This window comes from Bradyrhizobium sp. sGM-13 (assembly GCF_018398875.1).
In the GTDB taxonomy this organism is placed as follows: Bacteria; Pseudomonadota; Alphaproteobacteria; order Rhizobiales; family Xanthobacteraceae; genus Bradyrhizobium.
On record NZ_JAGWDK010000006.1, the window covers coordinates 343,892 to 362,888 of the forward strand.

General features: G+C 63.4%; 20 protein-coding genes. 6 read left to right on the forward strand and 14 right to left on the reverse strand.

Features of this window, described 5'->3' with window-relative positions; all coding sequences use genetic code 11:
- The first annotated feature begins 50 nt into the window (after positions 1 to 50).
- Positions 51 to 320: a hypothetical protein gene (locus tag KJQ96_RS12090; RefSeq protein WP_213286818.1), complete on the forward strand. Its 270-nt coding sequence runs from the start codon at positions 51 to 53 to the stop codon at positions 318 to 320.
- Here the strand turns inward: KJQ96_RS12090 and KJQ96_RS12095 are convergent.
- From KJQ96_RS12095 to murJ, 9 genes are all read right to left on the reverse strand, one after another.
- Entirely contained in the window at positions 313 to 711 is a 399-nt protein-coding gene (locus KJQ96_RS12095) for a hypothetical protein (protein WP_213286819.1), read from the reverse strand. The two genes, KJQ96_RS12090 and KJQ96_RS12095, sit on opposite strands and share 8 nt — an antisense overlap.
- A gap of 140 nt (positions 712 to 851) precedes the next feature.
- Positions 852 to 1,550 carry an HAD family hydrolase gene (locus KJQ96_RS12100; protein ID WP_213286820.1) on the reverse strand — a complete coding sequence of 233 codons (699 nt, stop codon included), beginning with the start codon at positions 1,548 to 1,550 and terminating at the stop codon, positions 852 to 854.
- A gap of 12 nt (positions 1,551 to 1,562) precedes the next feature.
- A complete protein-coding gene (locus tag KJQ96_RS12105) occupies positions 1,563 to 2,012 on the reverse strand; it encodes a Fur family transcriptional regulator (protein WP_028347833.1) in 450 nt (149 codons plus the stop codon).
- Positions 2,013 to 2,063: 51 nt separating this feature from the next.
- On the reverse strand, positions 2,064 to 2,549 hold the full coding sequence (gene rimI, locus KJQ96_RS12110) for a ribosomal protein S18-alanine N-acetyltransferase (RefSeq protein WP_057844713.1): 486 nt from the start codon (positions 2,547 to 2,549) through the stop codon (positions 2,064 to 2,066).
- Entirely contained in the window at positions 2,546 to 3,244 is a 699-nt protein-coding gene (gene tsaB / locus KJQ96_RS12115) for a tRNA (adenosine(37)-N6)-threonylcarbamoyltransferase complex dimerization subunit type 1 TsaB (RefSeq protein ID WP_213286821.1), read from the reverse strand. Before tsaB ends, rimI begins: the two co-directional genes overlap by 4 nt.
- A gap of 192 nt (positions 3,245 to 3,436) precedes the next feature.
- The gene (locus tag KJQ96_RS12120; protein ID WP_213286822.1) at positions 3,437 to 4,006 is read right to left on the reverse strand and encodes a NifU family protein; all 570 of its coding nucleotides are present in this window, start codon (positions 4,004 to 4,006) and stop codon (positions 3,437 to 3,439) included.
- A 115-nt stretch (positions 4,007 to 4,121) separates the two neighbouring features.
- The gene (locus tag KJQ96_RS12125) at positions 4,122 to 4,616 is read right to left on the reverse strand and encodes a universal stress protein (RefSeq protein WP_213252785.1); all 495 of its coding nucleotides are present in this window, start codon (positions 4,614 to 4,616) and stop codon (positions 4,122 to 4,124) included.
- A gap of 153 nt (positions 4,617 to 4,769) precedes the next feature.
- Positions 4,770 to 5,822 (reverse strand): tryptophan--tRNA ligase, encoded by a 1,053-nt coding sequence (gene trpS, locus KJQ96_RS12130; RefSeq protein WP_213286823.1) that lies wholly within the window; start codon positions 5,820 to 5,822, stop codon positions 4,770 to 4,772.
- An 80-nt stretch (positions 5,823 to 5,902) separates the two neighbouring features.
- Positions 5,903 to 7,447, reverse strand: a complete 1,545-nt coding sequence (gene murJ / locus KJQ96_RS12135; RefSeq protein ID WP_213286824.1) for a murein biosynthesis integral membrane protein MurJ — start codon at positions 7,445 to 7,447, stop codon at positions 5,903 to 5,905.
- Positions 7,448 to 7,559: 112 nt separating this feature from the next.
- Between murJ and KJQ96_RS12140 the strand changes: the two genes are divergently transcribed.
- From KJQ96_RS12140 to KJQ96_RS12150, 3 genes are all read left to right on the forward strand, one after another.
- Positions 7,560 to 8,561 carry an adenosine kinase gene (locus tag KJQ96_RS12140; protein ID WP_213286825.1) on the forward strand — a complete coding sequence of 334 codons (1,002 nt, stop codon included), beginning with the start codon at positions 7,560 to 7,562 and terminating at the stop codon, positions 8,559 to 8,561.
- Between the two features lie 315 nt (positions 8,562 to 8,876).
- Complete coding sequence (locus KJQ96_RS12145) at positions 8,877 to 9,077, forward strand: hypothetical protein (RefSeq protein WP_213286826.1); 201 nt, start codon at positions 8,877 to 8,879, stop codon at positions 9,075 to 9,077.
- A 32-nt stretch (positions 9,078 to 9,109) separates the two neighbouring features.
- Positions 9,110 to 9,319, forward strand: a complete 210-nt coding sequence (locus KJQ96_RS12150; protein ID WP_213286827.1) for an AbrB/MazE/SpoVT family DNA-binding domain-containing protein — start codon at positions 9,110 to 9,112, stop codon at positions 9,317 to 9,319.
- Between the two features lie 721 nt (positions 9,320 to 10,040).
- On the opposite strand, the gene KJQ96_RS12155 is transcribed toward KJQ96_RS12150, so the two are convergent.
- Positions 10,041 to 11,234, reverse strand: a complete 1,194-nt coding sequence (locus tag KJQ96_RS12155; RefSeq protein ID WP_213286828.1) for a serine hydrolase — start codon at positions 11,232 to 11,234, stop codon at positions 10,041 to 10,043.
- Positions 11,235 to 11,590: 356 nt separating this feature from the next.
- On the opposite strand from KJQ96_RS12155, the gene KJQ96_RS12160 reads away from it, so the two are divergent.
- A complete protein-coding gene (locus tag KJQ96_RS12160) occupies positions 11,591 to 11,914 on the forward strand; it encodes a hypothetical protein (protein WP_213286829.1) in 324 nt (107 codons plus the stop codon).
- 223 nt (positions 11,915 to 12,137) lie between these two features.
- Positions 12,138 to 13,634, forward strand: a complete 1,497-nt coding sequence (locus tag KJQ96_RS12165; protein ID WP_213286830.1) for an NAD-dependent succinate-semialdehyde dehydrogenase — start codon at positions 12,138 to 12,140, stop codon at positions 13,632 to 13,634.
- 11 nt (positions 13,635 to 13,645) lie between these two features.
- Here the strand turns inward: KJQ96_RS12165 and KJQ96_RS12170 are convergent, their stop codons facing one another.
- The 4 genes from KJQ96_RS12170 to KJQ96_RS12185 all read right to left on the reverse strand — a co-directional run bounded on the left by KJQ96_RS12170 (position 13,646) and on the right by KJQ96_RS12185 (position 18,748).
- Positions 13,646 to 15,844 (reverse strand): SLC26A/SulP transporter family protein, encoded by a 2,199-nt coding sequence (locus tag KJQ96_RS12170; RefSeq protein WP_375293161.1) that lies wholly within the window; start codon positions 15,842 to 15,844, stop codon positions 13,646 to 13,648.
- A 110-nt stretch (positions 15,845 to 15,954) separates the two neighbouring features.
- The gene (locus KJQ96_RS12175) at positions 15,955 to 16,761 is read right to left on the reverse strand and encodes a crotonase/enoyl-CoA hydratase family protein (protein ID WP_213286831.1); all 807 of its coding nucleotides are present in this window, start codon (positions 16,759 to 16,761) and stop codon (positions 15,955 to 15,957) included.
- A gap of 85 nt (positions 16,762 to 16,846) precedes the next feature.
- The gene (locus KJQ96_RS12180) at positions 16,847 to 17,761 is read right to left on the reverse strand and encodes a phosphoribosylaminoimidazolesuccinocarboxamide synthase (RefSeq protein WP_213286832.1); all 915 of its coding nucleotides are present in this window, start codon (positions 17,759 to 17,761) and stop codon (positions 16,847 to 16,849) included.
- A gap of 69 nt (positions 17,762 to 17,830) precedes the next feature.
- Complete coding sequence (locus tag KJQ96_RS12185; RefSeq protein WP_065746468.1) at positions 17,831 to 18,748, reverse strand: pirin family protein; 918 nt, start codon at positions 18,746 to 18,748, stop codon at positions 17,831 to 17,833.
- Positions 18,749 to 18,997: the final 249 nt, after the last annotated feature.

The window sequence follows — 18,997 nt, forward strand, 5'->3', positions numbered from 1 at the left end:
CAATCCGGCGCGCGGGGCTTAAGTATAGGCTAAAGGGCCGGAAATCCAGCGTGATAAGCGTCATTTTCGAGGCAAAGGCGCGCGTTTGCTCCATCGCAAAGCACGGCGAACCAGAAGAAAGTTGGTACCGGCGATTACAACATGACCCTACCAGCGGGAAACCTGCTATGCCCGATAAAGACATGAGCACAGCGTTCCCGCTGCATATTCAACAGTCCGTCCACTTGCCCGTTACGCGCCGCTACGAAAGCCAAGAATCAAGAGCGATGATCCAAGGCCATTGCCAGTTTTGCGCACCCGGCAACCTGACGCTCACTTGACTCCCAGGACGTCCTTGAGTTCTGCCGCTTTCTTCATGCACCCTGGTTCGTCGCCAGCCTCAGACATCTTGCGGGCTTCGGCCATCAGTTGGTTGGCATGTTCGGTGCGCTGGGTGCTGCTCTTGCTAGTGACTTGCTCCTGATGCGGTGAAGTGGGCTGCACGGCCGCTGCCGTTGATCCGGTGGTTTCAGGCTCAGCGCTCTTTTGCTTACCGGCCAGAACCTCTTCTTGGTGCTTGGTCCCCGGCGTTCCCGATTCGCTCGGGCTCGCGCCCGTCCCCGCGGCAACGACGTTCGGTTCCAGCGCCTTCAGTTCCTGGTTACAATCAGCAAACGCTGGCGACGCGAGGATAAGGGCGAATGCTGCTGCGGTCACTATGCGTGTAGACATCTGAACCTCCTGCTTGAGGTTGTCTCTCGCTCGAAATGAGGGATACAACAAAACGTCCGCAGATATTCAGTGGTTCCTTACGTACCGAAGGTGTCGATAAAGATCCTGCTTTATGGAGCAAAGCAGACATTGACCGATTCTCAGTACACAGCCCGGTTCGGTGTTGCCTTAACCCCGATTTTCTCAATAAGCCCGGGCAATTGCCGCATATCGTCGAACGTCGCGATGGCCCCGGCTGCGCGCAGCATCTCGGCATAGCCCGGCTGGCAATGGCTGCCGCCGTGAAAACCGAGCACGGTCATGCCAGCGGCGCGGCCGGCGGTGACGCCGGGAACGCTGTCCTCGATCACGACGCAGTGTTCCGGAACAACGTTCATCTGTCCGGCCGCGAACAGAAAAAGGTCCGGTGCGGGTTTGCCGTTAGAGACCTGTGAGGCCGAAAAAATATTCGGCGCAAACCGATCATAGAGCCTGGTGCGGCCGAGGCTAATTCGCATGCGTTGATGCGAGCCGCTCGATGCCACGCAGACCGGCTGGGTGATGGCATCGAGCGCGCTGTGAATGTGCGGTATCGGTTTCAGATCGGCTTCGAACGTCCGGTGCAGCTCATCCCGCAATTGCAGATGAAAATCGTCGGGCAGGGCGCGGCCGAGTTCGGCCTCGACTTCGAGGTTGGCCTGGCGCGTCGAGCGGCCGAGGAAGCGGTGAAACACCTGCTCCGACGTGATCGGATAGCCGTGGCGGCTGAGAATTTCCGCATGCGCGCGGCACGAAATGACTTCGCTGTCGACCAGCACGCCGTCGCAGTCGAAGATGACCAGATCGAAGTTCGGGTTCAAGTTGGCACGCGATCAGGATTTGTCGTCGTCGAGCGGCACGCAATAAAGCTCCAGCCGGTGGTCGACCAGTTTGTAGCCGAGCTTGCGGGCGATCTCGGCCTGCAATTTCTCGATCTCCTCGGAGGTGAACTCGATCACCTTGCCGTCGCGCAGATTGATCAGATGATCGTGGTGACTGTCAGGCATTTGCTCGTAGCGTGCGCGGCCCTCGCGGAAATCGTGCCGCTCGATAATGCCGGCATCCTCGAACAGCTTGACGGTGCGATATACCGTCGAGATCGAGATCTTGTCGTCGACCGCGACGCAGCGCCGGTAAAGCTCCTCGACATCCGGATGGTCGGCGGATTCCGCGAGCACACGCGCAATCACCCGGCGCTGTTCGGTCATGCGCATGCCGGTGGCGGCGCAGCGAGCTTCGATGCCGGTATTTTTTTGCGCAGACGGGGATTTCAGTACGGGCATGACCTTGGGGCCTTGAGGAACACGTTGGGCTGTTGTGCCAACCTCCACATATTACGACAAGTCACGCCGCATCAGAAGCGCATTCAATTGCTCCCCGCCGGGCTGCTGATAGTAGCGTTCCCGGCGGCCGACGACCTCGAAGCCGGCCCATTCGTACAGCCGCCGCGCCGGCTGATTATTTTCTTCGACCTCGAGGAACACCTTGCGCACGCCGCGGCCGGCGAGATGGCCGAGATGCGTCAGCAACAGGTTGCGTGACAGACCACGGCCACGCTCAGTCGCGTCGATGGCGATCGACAATAGCTCCGCCTCATCGGCCGCCATGCGCGACACCGCAAAGCCGATGATCTTGCGCCCGAGTCTGAGACGGTGCACGAGCGTGTTGCGCTCGGTCAGCATCACCTCGAATTCGCCTTCGCCCCAGCCGCGGTGAAACGATGCGCCGTGCAGTTGCGCCAAACGTGCCGCATCGCGTGGAATGGCCGGTTCGATCACCGAAGTGCCGCCGCCCCACCATTCGGTCAACCATGTCATCATGATGCCGGCGGCTGCGATGCGTCGGATAACGGACTTCTCGGCGGCTTGGCGTCAGGCGCGCGCAGATAATAGGGCCGTGCCGGTGAGCTCTCGGGATTGACCGCGGCGCCCAGCCACGCCACCCAGGCGATGTCGGGCGCGGCCTGCTGATTGATTTTGAAAGGCTGCGGCGCACCGGCCGGCCAGCGCTCGGCCAGAATATTGGCCGCATTGCCGACCAGATGCGGCGTGCCGAAGCGCGCCGCATCGAGCGCTTCGGCGATCGGCGCCACCTTCGGCTTGACCAGCGAACTGCCGTCGCCGCCCAGCACCTGGAAATAGACGTGATCATGCCGCGCATCGATCGCGGCGATGACGGGATGTTCGCTGCTCTCGCTGACGATGGGGGCGGCAAACACCGTCAGTGTCGTTACGCCCACCACCGGTTTGCCGGCGGCGAGGGCAACGCCGCGGGCGGCGGACAGGCCGACACGCAATCCGGTAAAGCTGCCTGGACCGGTCGTCGCGGCGACGCGGTCGAGCGCGGCAAAGGTAACGCCGGACGCCTTCATGACGCGCGCGATCAGCGGCATCAGCGCCTCGGCATGACCGCGCTTCATCGCCTGCGATTCCCGGGCAATCACACCGCCCGCGCTGGTGTCGAGCACGGCCGCGGCGCAGGCATCGAGCGCGGTATCGATGGAAAGGATTAGCATGAGGAGAGGTATAGCAGAGCCGCAATCATTGCGTCATGTCTTGCGGCGCCGTAGCTGCGTAGGGTGGGCAAAGCCAACGGGTCGCGCGAATGCGCGCCCGATGACAGGCTCCGCGTGCCCACCGTCTGATTATGCGGATGAATCATGGTGGGCACGGCGCGAAAGCGCGCCTTTGCCCACCCTACGGCGCCTTCACATCGGCCGGACTTCGACCACGTCGGGCACGAAATGCCGCAACAGATTCTGGATGCCGTGCTGCAACGTCGCCGTCGAGGACGGGCAGCCGGCGCAGGAGCCCTTCATGTTGAGATAGACAACGCCATCCTTGAAGCCGCGGAAGGTGATGTCGCCGCCGTCATTGGCCACTGCCGGCCGCACCCGCGTCTCGATCAGGTCCTTGATGGTCGCGACCGTATCGGCGTCGGCCTCGTTGAAGAACTCGCCGTCCTCGTCCGCCGCCTCGTCATTGCCGGCGGTGCCGTCCGCCAGCAGCGGCGCGCCGGACATGTAATGCTCCATGATGGCGCCGAGGATCGCGGGCTTGAGGTGCTGCCAGTCGCCGTCCGCCTTGGTCACGGTGACGAAATCGTAGCCGTAAAACACGCCGGACACGCCTGATACGCCGAACAGTCGCTCGGCGAGCGGCGAACGGGCGGCGGCTTCGCGGCTAGAAAATTCCATCGTGCCGGTGTCGAGCACGGTACGGCCAGGTATGAATTTCAGGGTGGCGGGATTGGGCGTGGCTTCGGTCTGAATGAACATTGGTTTTCTCCGGCGTCGCCGGTTCAAGGCCGGCGCGTGGGGTGTCCCATAGCAGATGGCGACGGCGCGCGCACGGTCAAGGGGGAAATCAGAAATTCTCTAGCCAGATCAAGCCTTAAGACAGCCCGTCGATCTCGGCATCGCTGAGATCGCCGGGGACGATGACGACGGGAATCGGGAACGAGCCGGCGGCCTGGGCCATCATGCTGATCAGCGGTCCCGGCCCCTCGGGACCCGGATTGGCCGCCAGCACCAGCATCGAAATATCGACGTCCTGGTCGATCACGTCGAGAATCTGGGTGGTGGGATCGCCCTCGCGAATCACCCGCTCCGGCGTGATCGCGGCGATGCCGTTGGCGCGGCCGGAGGCGCGGTCGAGCGCTTCATTGGCGGCGTCCTCGGCCTCGGCACGCATCAGGTCGGCGACACCAAGCCATTGCTGGTTCTGGTCTTCGATCGCGATGATTCGCAGCATCACCACGCCGCCGCCGACGCGCACCGCCCAGCGGCTGGCGTAATACACCGCGCGGTCCCATTCCGCGGTGTCGTCAACGATGACGAGGCATTTCGGTTTGTGACCCGTCTCGTAGCTTCGTCGCTGGGTGGTCATGCATGTCCCGGTGCTGCGCCAAACCGCCGCATGCTGCCACGGCGCAGCCGCTCTCGACAAGCGGCGACGCTGTTGCAACGCAGTGGGAGCCATAGTGTTTTCGAGCGAAGTGGCTACCGGTTCGCGTGAAGAAACGCGTCAAAACACGAATCTCTAGCTCTTTCGGATGAAACCGACGATGTCCCGCGTCGCCCGCATGGTTTCGTCGGCGAGGACGCGCGCGCGGTCGGCGCCGTCGACCAGGATCTTGTCGACATGGCCGGGATCGGCCACCAGCCGCTTCATCTCGGAGGCGATCGGCGAGAGTTTTGCCACGCAAAGTTCCACCAGCGCATTCTTGAAGCTGGAGAACTGCCCGCCGCCGAATTCGCGCAGCACATCGGATTTACTGCGCTCGGCCAGCGCCGCATAGATGCCGACGAGATTGTCGGCCTCGGGCCGGTTCTCCAGCCCCTTTTCTTCCGACGGCAACGGTTCCGGGTCGGTCTTGGCTTTCCGGATCTTTTGCGCGATCAGGTCGGCGTCGTCGGTCAGGTTGATGCGCGAATTATCAGAGGCGTCCGACTTCGACATTTTCTTGGTGCCGTCGCGAAGCGACATCACCCGCGTCGCCGGGCCGGTGATAAAGGGCTCCGGCTGCGGGAAGAACAGGCCGTCGCTGAAGCCATGGCCGCGAATTGAATCGCCGAAATCATTGTTGAACTTCTGCGCGATGTCCCGCGAGAGCTCGAGATGCTGCTTCTGGTCCTCGCCAACAGGCACATGGGTGGCGCGGTACAGCAGAATGTCCGCCGCCATCAGCACCGGATAATCGTAGAGTCCCACGGACGCGTTCTCGCGGTCCTTGCCGGCCTTCTCCTTGAACTGCGTCATGCGGCTGAGCCAGCCGATCCGCGCCACGCAATTGAAGATCCAGGTCAGCTCGGCGTGGCCGGCGACCTGGCTCTGGTTGAACACGATGTGCTTGTTCGGATCGATGCCGGCAGCGATGAAGGCCGCCGTGACCTCGCGGGTATTGCGGGCCAGTTCCGCCGGGCCGCCCCAAACGTCCATGCCCATCGTGATCGCGTGCATGTCGACGACGCAATAGATGCAGTTATGGGTTTCCTGCATCTTCACGAAGTTGACGATCGCGCCGAGGTAATTGCCGAGATGCAGATTGCCTGTCGGCTGGACGCCCGAAAAAACCCGTTCAACAAAAGCCATTGTCAGCTTCCCCAAGGATCCTGTCTCGGATGCCTGTTTCGCGCCGTCGTTTGCCACGCAGGGGCTATCAGCGCAAGCCGCTACCCCTTTGTTTGCCTGACGGCGTTAACCGCGTCGCGCCAGCCGATGACGCCGAACAGCCTTAAGAGCAGGCCGTAAATCGCAATTCCTGCCGAGATCACGACCAGCAGCACAACGGCCTGCACAAGGCCGTGTGCGCCCGAGGTGAGGGCAGGCAGCGTCCGCGTCGCAAGCCACAGCAACGCGCCCATGGCGAGCGCCGCCAGCGCGATGCGCGGCAGCCGCCGTTTTGCTTCCGTGTCGATCGAAAACCCGAAGGTTTTCGCGCCGCGGCGGATCAGGCTGAATGCGATGCTCCATGCGCCAACGGCAATGGCCGCCGCGATGCCCTCAGTGCCGTACCAATGGCTGAGCAGGAAGGCAGAAGCGATTGCCAGCACCACGCCTATCAGCGCGGCGGTCAGCGGCGTCATCGTATCCTCGCGCGCAAAGAACGCCGGCGATAGCGCCTTCACCAGCACATGCGCCGGCAACGCCAGCGTCAGCCACATCAGCGCGCGGGCGGTGGCTTTGGTGTCATCGGCGGTGAATGCGCCATGCTCGAACAACAGCCGGACGATCGGCGCAGCTAACACGATCAGGCCGAGCGTTGCGGGCAATGCGAGGCCAACCGCGAGTTCGAGGCCGCGCGATTCCGCGTGAGCAACGGCAGCACGGTCCTCAGCCCGCACCGCGCGCGTCAGTTCCGGGATCAGCACCGAGCCCATGGCGACACCGACAATGCCGAGCGGCAGTTCGACCAGCCGGTTGGCGAAATAGAGCCACGACACCGCCGATGGCGACGAGGACGCGATGATCGCGCCGGCCACGACGAGCAATTGCGGCGCGCTCGATGCCATCATGCCCGGCACAGCCTTGCCGAGAAAGCCGCGGATCTCCTTGTCGAACGAGACGCGCAAGGGGGTCGCGACGTTCTCGCCACGGCGCAGCACCAGCACGGAGAGCTGCAACAGCCCGGCGATGCCGACGGTCGCGGCGATGACCTGCGCGGCCCGGATGGCATCCGGCTGCACGGCGAGTAGCACGGCCATCACCGCGATCAGCGCGATGTTGAACAGCAGCGGCGAAAACGCGGTCAGCGCAAATCGCCCCTGTGCGCTCAATAGCGCCATCATCACCGTCACCGGACCGGCAAAGGCGAGGTAGGGCAGCATCAGCCGCGCATTGTCGACGGCGAGCCGCAAGCTCTCGCGCCCCGTAAATCCCGGCGCCAGCACGGTGATGACGAGCGGCATGACGAGCGCCATCAATGCCGTGGCAACGATCAACACAGCCGCGATCGTGCCGAGCACGCGGCCCGCATAGGCCGCCGCGGCCGCCACGCCGTCGGTCTCTCGGACGCGCAGCCATGAAGGCACCAGCGCGGCGTTCAGTCCGCCCTCGGTCAGCAGCCTTCGCACCACATTGACTAGCTGAAACGCCGCCAGGAACGCATCCGCCACGGCCCCCGCGCCAAGCAGCGCGGCGAGCGCCGAATCCCGCACGAATCCGAGCAGCCGCGAGGCCAGCGTTCCCGAGGATACCGTTAGAAAAGAGCGGATCATGGCGGGCTGTATAGCAGCAGCTTCCCTTGCTGGCGCTACGCCGATCTGGTAGGCCGCAGCCTTCTTAGCCGTGCTCGGCTTCTTCGCGCAACGCCGTAAACAGGACGGATGAATGACTGACGCAAAATACGACGTTCTCGCTATCGGCAATGCGATTTTCGACGTCTTCGCGCAAACCGATGAGAAATTTCTGGCCGATCACGGCATGACCAAAGGCGGCATGGCGCTGATCGACGAGGCCCGCGCGGCGTCGATCTACCGCGACATGGGCCCGGCGACGGAGGTCTCCGGCGGATCGGCCGCCAACACCATTGTCGGCATCGCCAATTTCGGCGCCCGTGCCGCCTATGTCGGCAAGGTCAAGAGCGACCAGATCGGCGGCCTCTACACCCACGACATCCGTGCCGCCGGCGTCGCCTTCGAAACGAGGGCGGCTGAAGCCGGCCCCGCCACCGGCTGCTCCTACATTCTGGTGACGCCGGATGGCGAGCGCACCATGAACACCTATCTCGGCGCCGCGCAGGCCCTTAATCCATCCGACATCGACGAGGCACAGATTGCGGCATCGCGCATCGTCTATCTCGAAGGCTATCTCTGGGATCCCCAAAACGCCAAGGAGGCCTTCGTTAAGGCGGCTGGCATCGCCCATGGCGCCGGCCGACAGGTGGCGCTGACGCTGTCGGACTCGTTCTGCGTCGATCGCTATCGCGACGAGTTTCTCGATCTGATGCGCAAGCGCACCGTCGACCTCGTGTTCGCCAACGAGGCCGAACTGCATTCGCTGTATCAGACCTCGGATTTCGAGGGTGCGCTGAAGCAGCTCCGCGAGGATACAAAACTCGCCGTCGTCACCCGCAGCGAGAAGGGCTGCGTCGTGGTGTCGTCCGATGGCGTTGTCGCAGCGCCGGCGTTCCCGATCGAAAAGCTCGTCGATACCACCGGCGCCGGCGACCTGTTCGCCGCCGGCTTCCTGTTCGGCCTGGTGCGCAATGCGAGCCATGAGACCTGCGGCCGGCTGGGCGCGCTGGCGGCAGCCGAGGTGATCCAGCACATCGGCGCGCGGCCGCAAGTGTCGCTGAAGGAGCTGGCGGGGCAGAACGGGCTGGGGGTGTGAGGGGCGAAGGTCTTTCCACTTGTCATGGCTGGGCTTGACCCGGCCATCCACGTCTTTCCCAACTGCTCCGACAAGCGGGTCTATGGGCTTCCGATCAGGTGCAATTTCGCCTAGAAGTTGCTTATGAACGAAAGGACCAGGTCGCTAGCAAGGTTCACAAAGGGATCCCCGAGGTGCTGAAGAAGCCGCCGTTCGACGCGGAGGCGTGGTTCGCGCGTCTCGATGAATTGGGTGGACGCGATTTCCTACCGAATGGTGTCCCCGACGAGCCTCCGTCTGAACCGGACCCGCGCGTCTTCTTCGACGGATGGTCCGATGAAGGATGAATACGACCTGTCGACTGCCGAACGCGGCAAGTTCTTTCGGGAGGGTGCGCGCCTAGTGCCGCCGATCCACCTCGAGCCCGAGGTGCTTGACTATCTCTCCAAGCGGGCTTTGGCGCAGGGAGTCTCGCTGAGTTCGCTGGTGAACACGCTGCTCAAGAAGGAAATCGAACTGATAGGCGCAGGCAAATAGCAATCATGCGAAGGCAACCGACGGAGGCTGCCATGCGAGTCTCGAAATGGGGCGGCAGCCTGGCCGTGCGGCTGCCCAAGGCGCTGATCGAGAAGATGGGTCTGAAGGTCGGCGACGAACTTAATATCGCCGACGTGGTCGACCGAACGCTGTTCGTTCAAAAAGAAGATCGGCGCAAGGCCGCGTTAGAGCGCTTGGCCTCCCCCAATTGGATTCTTCCTGCCGATTATGTGAGTTCGTGAGCGAAGGGACGGCACGCAGACGACCGATGCTCAAGCGCCTCCTGCTGATTTCGGCGGATGGGTACCAAGCCCGTCGAGGCCTCTGGCAAGAGCGTGTCGCGTACGGCCAAGTCGTGTGGTCCTGGCACCCGTGGCTGGTGTCAAGTCCGCGGAGGATGTAGCGGCCCGACCGGGCCAGCTCCATCCATCAATCCGCGGATGATGGTGGCTAAAGGAATTCGCACACCAGGGAGAGCACGAAGTACGCCGTAAAACCATTGCGCAGGGAAGGCCGGATGCTCTCCGCTGGACCTGTATGCTCGTGTGCGCGTTCTTTTTGCGCAATTGCACACGAGACCGCGGGTGCAGCGCGCACCCGGTCTTCCCTGCGCCCTCTGTTTTCTGGGCGCGAAAGATAAGGGCAAAGCTCGGGCGAGACGCGCCGCGAGATCGCGAAAGCATGTCAGTAGATGAATGCGAATCTATCTCAGCCGTCATTGCGAGGAGCGACAGCGACGAAGGAATCCACCTTTCCGCATATGCGGCGCGATGGATTGCTTCGCGGAGCCTGTCATCGGGCGCGCGTTCGCGCGACCCGGTGGCTCGCAATGACCTTGCGGTGGCAGAAATGATCGAGCCGAGAAGCCGCGGCGTACTGGATCCCCCGCATTCGCGGGGGACGACGAGTGTAGGCGGAGTGAGGGCGTACCACGCGACGAAGCGTCGCCGCCCTCCTTGTTTTTTACGCCGCCCGTTGGCCGCTGCCGGCATCGAGCCCGGCGTACACCCCGCGCTCAAACGCCGCAAAAGCCTCCAGGCATTTTGCGTCGGCGAATGGCAACAACTGCATCAGGATCACACCGCTGACGTCGCGCGCCGGGTCGATCCAGAAATAGGTGTTGGCGAGACCGGCCCAGGCCAGGCTGCCGGCGCTGCGTCCCTCGGCCGTCTGGGCGGTGTTGATCATGAAGGAGAGCCCCCACTTCTTGACGATGTCGGGGAAGAGATCGACATCGTTGGTGTAGATCGGCGCCACTGTCACCATCTTGCCCATCGTGAGATCGCCGATCTGGTTCTGGCTCATCAGCGCGACAGTCTCAGGCTTCAGCACCTCGTTGCCGTTGCCGCGGCCCTTGTTGAGGATCATCTGGGTGAACTTGATGTAGTCGGCTGCCGTGCCGTAGAGGCCGCCGCCGCCCATGTGGAATTCCGGCTCCTGTTCCAGCTCGAACGGGATCGGCGCCAGCGAGCCGTCCGGGCCGCGGGCATGCATGCCGACCAGCCGCTGGCGCATCGAGTCGGTGATCTTGAAAGCGGTGTCGTTCATGCCGAGCGGGGTGAACATGTGGTCGCGCAAATAAGCATCGAGCCGCTTGCCGCTCACCGCTTCCACCGCCTTGCCGACGAAATCGATATTGGTGCCGTATTCCCAGCGCGTGCCGGGCTCGCTCATGATCGGCGTCTTCAGCGCGGCGTTCTGGCAGGTGGTGATGGCCGGGGTTCCGGTCTTGTCGAGATACTGCGCGCACACCTCGCTCCACATGTTGTAAGCGAAGCCGGCGGTGTGGGTCATCAGATGGCGCAGCGTGATCGGCTTCGTCGCGGGACGCAGCTTCGGCTCGCCATTGGCGTCGAAACCTTCCAGCACTTGCGGGCTGGCGAGGTCAGGCAGCACTTTTCCGATCGGCTCGTCGAGCGAGAGCTTGCCTTGCTCCACGAGCTGCATGCCGGCCGCGGTCGTAATCGCCTTGGTCATCGAGGCGATCCAGAACACGCTGTCGGCGGTCATGGCATCATCCCTGGAAAGGTCGCGCTGGCCGAACGCGCCCTGGTAGATCACCTCATTCCCGGTAGCCGCCATCGCGACCACGCCGGGAATTTCCTTCGCCTCGCATTTCTCACGCAGAATCTGATCGATCTCGGCCTTGCTTTGCATCGGTCTCCTCCCGCTTTGATTTTTATGGAAGTGGAACGATCTTCCTCCCGGCCGCGTGATCCCGCAAGCGCTCGGCGGAGGCGGCCGCCCATGTCGCGATCTCGTGATAAGCAAGGAGGGTGGGCAGCAGCCGCGCCGGGCTGGCGGCACAAAATGGCAACACATCGCCGCTTTCTGCGAGGATGTAGGGGCAAGGGCGGTGACCGGTTTAACCATCCACGATAACGTGACTTCGCCGCGATTCCCTTCGCCGATCTTTTTCAGTAAGGCGTTCAGTTTCCAGCACAAACGTTCCGCGTTGGCTGGGTCAAATTAACCAAAATGGTTGTCATTTTCCGCTTGTGCAAAGGTGCGCAATGATTTCGACTTGGAGTGAATGGAAGCGCTATCCCCGTCCCGGGCGTGGCGAAAATATCGAGGCGCCGATCTCGCCCGGCATTTATGAGGTGCGCTACGTCGGCACCGGGGCGCTGCACTCGTTCGAGGCGGTGGATAACGTCGCCCAGGCGCTGGCGCTTTTGCCGGTCGGTGGTTCCAGGTCCTGGTTCAGCCGGCGCGACCCCGCCAAGCTGCCCGATCTCGAATACCGCACCTGCGCGACCTCCACCAAAGCCGACGCCAAGGCCGCCGCGCAGCGCATGATCGGCCGCCGCGAGGCGTATTTGAGCGGGGCGGCGTAGGACGCTGTCATTCCGGGATGGTCCGAAGGACCAGACCCGGAATCTCGAGATTCTCAGGGGCGCAAGGGCGCCCTGAGTTCGATGCTGCGCATCGCCCCGGAATGACGGGGGCCCCATCGCCCTCAAAATTCATTGAAGCAGGGCTGCTTCCAGCACCGATGCAATACTTGCGTGTTGGGCCTATACTCGGACCAATCCTTCAATAAAATCCGAGGAGTACGCCATGAACCCGCCCGTCGCCGCACGCGCTTCAAAAACCTCCGGCCCCTCGCTGCACGATCGCCTGAAAGATTCCTCGCTGCTGCGCGACCGCTGCTACATCGACGGCGCCTGGGTCGGCACGCCGTCGCGCCCGGTCACCAATCCGGTCAACGGTGTCGAACTCGCAAAGGTCCCGGCGTTCAGCACGGCCGAAGCGACGCAAGCCGTCGAAGCCGCCGAGCGTGCATTCCCCGCCTGGGCCAAGCTCACTGCCAAACAGCGCTCCAACATTTTGCGAAAGTGGTTCGAGCTGATCGCGGCGAACCGCGAGGATCTCGCGCTGATCCTCACGTCGGAACAAGGTAAGCCGCTGGCGGAAGCGCTCGGTGAAGTCGACATCGGCGGCGCCTATGTCGAGTTTTTTGCCGAGGAAGCCCGCCGCGTCTATGGCGAGACCATTCCGACCCAGCGGCCGGATGCACGTCTGCTCGCCATCAAGCAGCCGATCGGCGTCTGCGGTGCGATCACGCCGTGGAATTTCCCCTGCTCGATGATCACGCGGAAAGTCTCGCCCGCGCTCGCCGCCGGCTGCACCGTGGTGCTCAAGCCCGCCAATGAAACGCCGCTGACCGCGCTGGCGCTGGTCGCGCTCGCTGAAAAGGCCGGCGTGCCCAAAGGCGTGTTCAACATCCTCACCGGCAATTCGTCCGCGATCGGCAAGGTGCTGTGCGAGCATCCCGCGGTGCGGTTCATTGGCTTCACCGGGTCGACCGAAGTCGGAAAAATCCTCTATCAGCAGGCCGCCGTCGGCGTGAAGAAGCTCGGCCTCGAGCTCGGTGGCAACGCGCCGTTCGTGGTGTTCGATGACGCCGATATTGATGCTGCGGTCGAGGGCGCGATCATCTCGAAGTACCGCAACATGGGCCAGACCTGCGTCTGCGCCAACCGCATCTACGCCCAGGACAAGATCTACGACGAGTTTGTCGAGAAGCTCTCGAAGAAAGTCGGGGCGATGAAGATCGGCGACGGCACGGAGCAAGGCGTGGTGCAGGGTCCCCTGATCAACATGGACGCGGTGCTCAAGGTCGAGAAGCATATCGATGACGCCGTCAAAGGCGGCGCGAAGATCGTCACCGGCGGCAAGCGCCATGCGCTCGGCGGCAGCTTCTTCGAGCCGACCGTGCTGTCGAATGTGAAGTCCGACGCGTTGGTCGCGCGTGAAGAGACCTTCGGCCCCTTGGCGCCGGTGTTCCGCTTCAAGGATGAGGCTGACGTTATCGCGATGTGCAATAACTCGCCGTTCGGCCTGGCATCGTACTTCTACGCGCGCGATCTCGGTCGCGTCTGGCGCGTCGCCGAAGCGTTGGAAGCCGGCATGGTCGGCGTCAACACCGGCCTCATCACCACCGAAGTCGCGCCCTTCGGCGGCGTCAAGGAGTCAGGCCTCGGCCGCGAAGGCTCGCATCACGGCATGGAGGAATATGTCGAGATCAAATACGTGATGATGGCGGGGGTGTAGCCCCGGGCTTGCTACCTTCGCAACACCGCGATCGTGCGATTGGCGAAGGAAAGCCGCTCCGCCATGACCGAGACGAAATAGGTCAACAGCTTCTGGCCGAGCTCGGGGGCGTCGGCCTTGATCGCCTCGAACTGGTGCTTGTTCAGCACGTACAGCACGCTGGCGATCTCGGCCTGGATCGTCGCGCTGCGCGGCGCGTGCGAGACGAGGCCCATCTCGCCGATCGTGGTGTAGCGGCCGAGGCTGCGCACCCGCGTGATACGGCCGTCATCTGCCGGCACCATGATGCCGACGCGTCCGTCGAGGATGAAATGCATGGAATCGGCGGCATCGCCGGCGCGCACGATGATCTCGGCGGTGTCGACCTCTATGCGCTGGCAGCGGCGGATCAGCTCATCCGCGTCGTCCTCGCTATCGAGTATCTTGGTGAACCAGTCGCGCAGATTGGCCGCTTCCTGCGCGAGTCCCTGATGCTGCATGATGATCTCGTTCTCGCACCATTCCAGCGCATGGTCGAGTTCGTCGATCGTGGTGACGCCATCGGTGATGAAGTCGCTCAAGCGCAGCGCCTTCGCTGTGCTAGCGGACAGATGCACCAGCACCAGATGGACGCCGAGATCATGCGCGCTGCGTTTGATCTGGGCAAAACTGTACGCTGCCGACGAATCGATGCCGGTGACGAGCTTGAAGTCGAACAGTAGATAGCGGCACTCCGGCTGCTCTTGCAGCAGCGCCTTGACATGCTGATAGAGCCGGTTGGCGGAACCGAAGAACAGGTAGCTCTGCAGGTTCAGCCCCTGGATCTTGCCGCCATGGGCCAGGAGCACTTCCTGGTCGTCGCGCGAACGATCCAGCGAGCTGCGATATTCCGATCCGTCAAAGCTGAACTTGATCGCCTCGATCCGTGCCGCGCTGAAAGCAAAGGTCGCGCAGCCGATAATGATCCCGATCAGAATGCCCGGCACGAAGCCCCACTGGACGATGATAACGATGATCACCAGCAGCGACGCGTATTCGGTCCTGGTCAGGCGCTTGCGCGACTCGATAATCCATTTGTGCAGTTGGTCCGTGCCCAGATAGAGCAAGAGGCCGCCAAGCACGAATTTCGGCATGTAGCCGAGCAGCTCGGGCGCAATCGCCAGCATCAGCAGCGAGACGGCCGCGGCCGTCAGGCCGGACAGCCGGCCCCTGCCGCCGCTGCTGAAATTCAGGATGGTGCGGCTTACCGAGACGCAGCCGGTATAGCCGGCCAGCGCCCCGGCCAGGATATTGCCAAAGCCGGTGACGTTGAGTTCGCGTTCCAGATTGGCTTCGCGATGCGCCGCGAGCTCGATGCCGGTGGTGTTGAACAGCGTGCTGGCCGCCGTAACGAAGACCACTGCAATCAGATTGCCGAGCAGGTCCGGCACCGCGGTCCAGGGATACTGGGCAAGCGCGTCCGCGTGCCAAGGCAGCATGAACGCCGTGGGCGGCGGAGGCCCGAAGGTCCAGCCGGTCGCGCGGGCCTGTTCCGGCGAGATGCCGATGGTCCAGAAGGCCAGATGCGCCGCGATCACGCCGCCGATCAGGATGATCGGCAAACCGAACGGGCCGCGCGAACGGTGCCAGGTCAAATACAGCACCAGCGCCATCGCGCAGGCTGCGGCCAGTTCCGATATCGTGACGATATTGGCGAACTGAGGTAGCGAGCTGAATTTCATCGGATGATCGGTGATCACGCGGATCGCACCCAGCACGATCAGAAGCCCGGTCGCGCCCAGGAAACCGCCGACGACGGGATAGGGCACGTAGCGGATAGCGCGGCCCATCCGGGTCAGGCCGAGGCCGCACAGCGCCATGCCGGTGACGATGGTCGAGAGGCCGACCGTGATCAGAACAGGCGTGAGCAGCGGCGCCGACGGATCGGCTGCGATGATGCGCTCGACCAGCGATGCGGCCAGGATTCCAGTCACTGCCGCGGTGGAGCTGTCGGGGCCGGCGACCGCAAATGACAGGGAGCTGCCAAGCGCGATGGTGGCCGCAATCACGGCCGAGCTGATGAAGGTTGCCGCGATACCGTAGGACAAATAAGGCGACAGCGGCCCCGCGAAGATCAGCAACGCATAGGACAGACCGAATGTAATGCCGAGGATGCTCGCCGCGCTACCGCCAAGAACATCATTGACGGCCCGCCTTGCCCGCGGGCCGAAATAAATTGATTGATTAATCACGCAAAAAAGCCCCAAAATTCAGCACGTTAGTCGTAGACGAGGGTGGCGTGGGACGACAACAACAATTTTATGACAACTGGGCTCTCGTGGAGGCACATGGCTGCGCGGCGTCAGTCGGTTCCCACCTCGCCACCGAACGCGCCATGCCGGCCCACGCCGGAGGCGAAGCGCGTTGCGCCGGACAGCGTTTCGCCCGAGGCGATCACTTCAAGCCCGCCGCGCATTTCGTTGGCGATCGCTTCCTCCTCGGAAATGTCCCATTGCCGCAGCGCCGACAGGCGATCGGCGCGCAGGCATTTTTGCGGGAAGCGCGCGATCTCCCGCGCCAGCGCAATCGCCTGTGCGGCAGCCTCGCCGCGGTCAACGACGCGATTGGCCAGCCCCATCCGCAGCGCCTCCTGCGCGCCGACCGGCCGGCCAGTAAGGATCAAGTCGATCGCCTGCGAATGCCCGATCAGCCGCGGCAGGCGAATGGTGCCGAGATCGATCAATGGCACGCCGAACCGGCGGCAGAAGATGCCGAAGGTGGCGTCTTCCGCAACCACGCGCATGTCGGCCCATAGCGCCAGCTCCATCCCGCCGGCGACCGCAAAGCCTTCCACAGCCGCGATCACCGGCTTCGACAGCCGCAGCCGGCTCGGCCCCATCGGCGCAATCGAATCGTGGCCGCCGAGCTCCCGCTTCTTGTTCGGATCGCCCGCCGCCACCGCCTTCAGATCAGCGCCGGCGCAGAAATAGCCGCCGGTGCCGGTGAACACCGCAACCAACGCGCTCTCGTCGGCATCGAATGCGAGAAACGCGTCGTAGAGTTTCCGCGCGGTCGCGCCATCGACGGCGTTGCGGCAATGCGGACGGTTGATGGAAACGATGGTCACGGGACCATCACGCTCGACGAGCACGGAATCGACTTCGGTCATTGAGGCGCTCCCTGGATATTGTTTCCTGGAAGCTTGGCATCAGACGCGAGGGCGACGCAATCCCAACGCGTCAGCAATGACGCGGCTAGATATTCAACTCATCCCCAGTCACGCGCCGGTACGCTTCGAGATAGCGCTTGCTCGTCGCCTCCACCACGCTGTCGGGCAGCGGAGGCGGCGGGGCGTCGCCGTTCCAGCGGCCGGCATGGCGCTCGGCGTCGAGATAGTCGCGCAGCGGCTGCTTGTCGAAAGAGGGCTGCGGCCGGCCGGGCTTGTAGACGTCGGCCGCCCAGAACCGCGAACTATCCGGCGTCATCACCTCGTCGATCAGGATGATGCGGCCGTCCGCCGCGCGGCCGAATTCGAACTTGGTGTCGGCGATGATGATGCCCTGATGGCGGGCGATCCGCTCGCCGAAATTATAGACCGTGCGTGCCATGCCCTCGAGCTTCTCGGCGACATCGTTGCCGACAATCTCGCGCATGCGCGCAATGGTGATGTTCTCGTCATGGCCGGTCTCGGCCTTGGTCGCCGGGCTGAAGATCGGAGGCTCGAGCTTTCCGCTTTCGAGCAGGCCTTCCGCCAGCTCCTCGCCCGCCAGCGTGCCGGAGGCCGCATACTCCTTCCAGGCGGAGCCGGAGATATAGCCGCGGATCACGCATTCGACCGGAAACACGGTGGTGCGCCGGCACAGCATCGCGCGACCGAGTATGTCGGCGCGGTGGCCCTTGAGGCGAGGCACCTTGCGGATGATTTCGTCGGTGTCGGCGCTGATCATGTGATGCGGCACCACGCCTTCGAGCTGGCGGAACCACCACGCGCTGATCTGCGTCAGCACCGCGCCCTTCATCGGGATGGTTTCCGCCATCACCACGTCAAAGGCGCTGATGCGGTCGGTGGTCAGCAGCAGCACGCAGTCGCTGCCGATGGCGTAAATATCGCGCACCTTGCCGCGGCCGATCCGGGGCAGGGGCAATTCGCTGGCGAGCATCGCGTTCATCTGGTCAGGCTTTCGAACAGGCGGCCTCGTGCAAGCGCGAGGCGGCAAATGAGAAAGCGGAGCAATAGCTCACTCCGGCAGCGGAATGAACTCATGTTCTTGCGGAACGGCTGCAAACCGGCCGGTTTTCCAATCCTGTTTGGCCTGCTCGATCCGCTCTTTGCTGGAGGAAACGAAATTCCACCAGATGTGCCGTGGGCCTTCCAGCGCGTCGCCACCAAGAAACATCATCCGCACCGGCGTGACCGCCTTCACCGTGATGCGATCGCCGGGCCGGAAGATCAGGAGCCGCGGCCCCTCGTAGCGCTCGTTCGCGATCTCGACTTCGCCGTCGACGAGGTAGATCGCGCGCTCCTCATGGTCAGGGTCGAGCGGCACGCTGGTGCCGGCCTGCGCCGTCACTTCGGTGTAGAACCAGGGCGAGACCATGCTGACCGGCGATTGCACGCCAAAGCCGTGGCCTGCGATAATGCGCGCGGTGAATCCGCTCTCCTTCACGGTCGGCAGCGCTTCGGCCGCGTAATGCTGGAACGACGGCGCGATCTCTTCGGAGCCCGCCGGCAGCGCGATCCAGCTTTGCAGGCCGAGCATCTTCTGGCCATCGCGGCGCTGCACATCGGGCGTGCGCTCGGAATGCGCGATGCCGCGGCCTGCCGTCATCAGGTTCATCGCGCCGGGCTGGATCTCCTGAATGTTGCCCTCGCTGTCGCGGTGCATGATCGAGCCGTCGAACAGATAGGTAACGGTAGCGAGTCCGATATGCGGATGCGGGCGGACGTCCATGCCCTTACCGGCCATGAACTGCACGGGGCCGAAATGGTCGAAGAAGATGAACGGCCCGACCATCTGCCGCTTGCCGTGCGGCAGCGCGCGCCGCACCGCGAATCCATCGCCGAGATCGCGGGTGCGCGGCACGATGATAAGGTCGAGCGCGTCGCAGCTCTTGGGATCACCGAGCACGGGATCGTTGGACGGTTGCCAGCTCATGGGGACTCCTTCAGGTTTGCGGCGATCATACCCTATCCGTCGTCCCGGCCAAGCCAACGGGTCGCGCGAATGCGCGCCCGATGACAGGCTCCACGCGAGCCGGGACCCATAACCACGAATGCCTGTGTTACAAAAGAGTTGGAGCCATAGCGTGCCTCTACAATACGCATCTGTGGTTATGGGTCCCTGCGTTCGCACTAGGGCATGCACACATTTCTGAGGGTCCATCCGATTGCGACGGCATGGAAG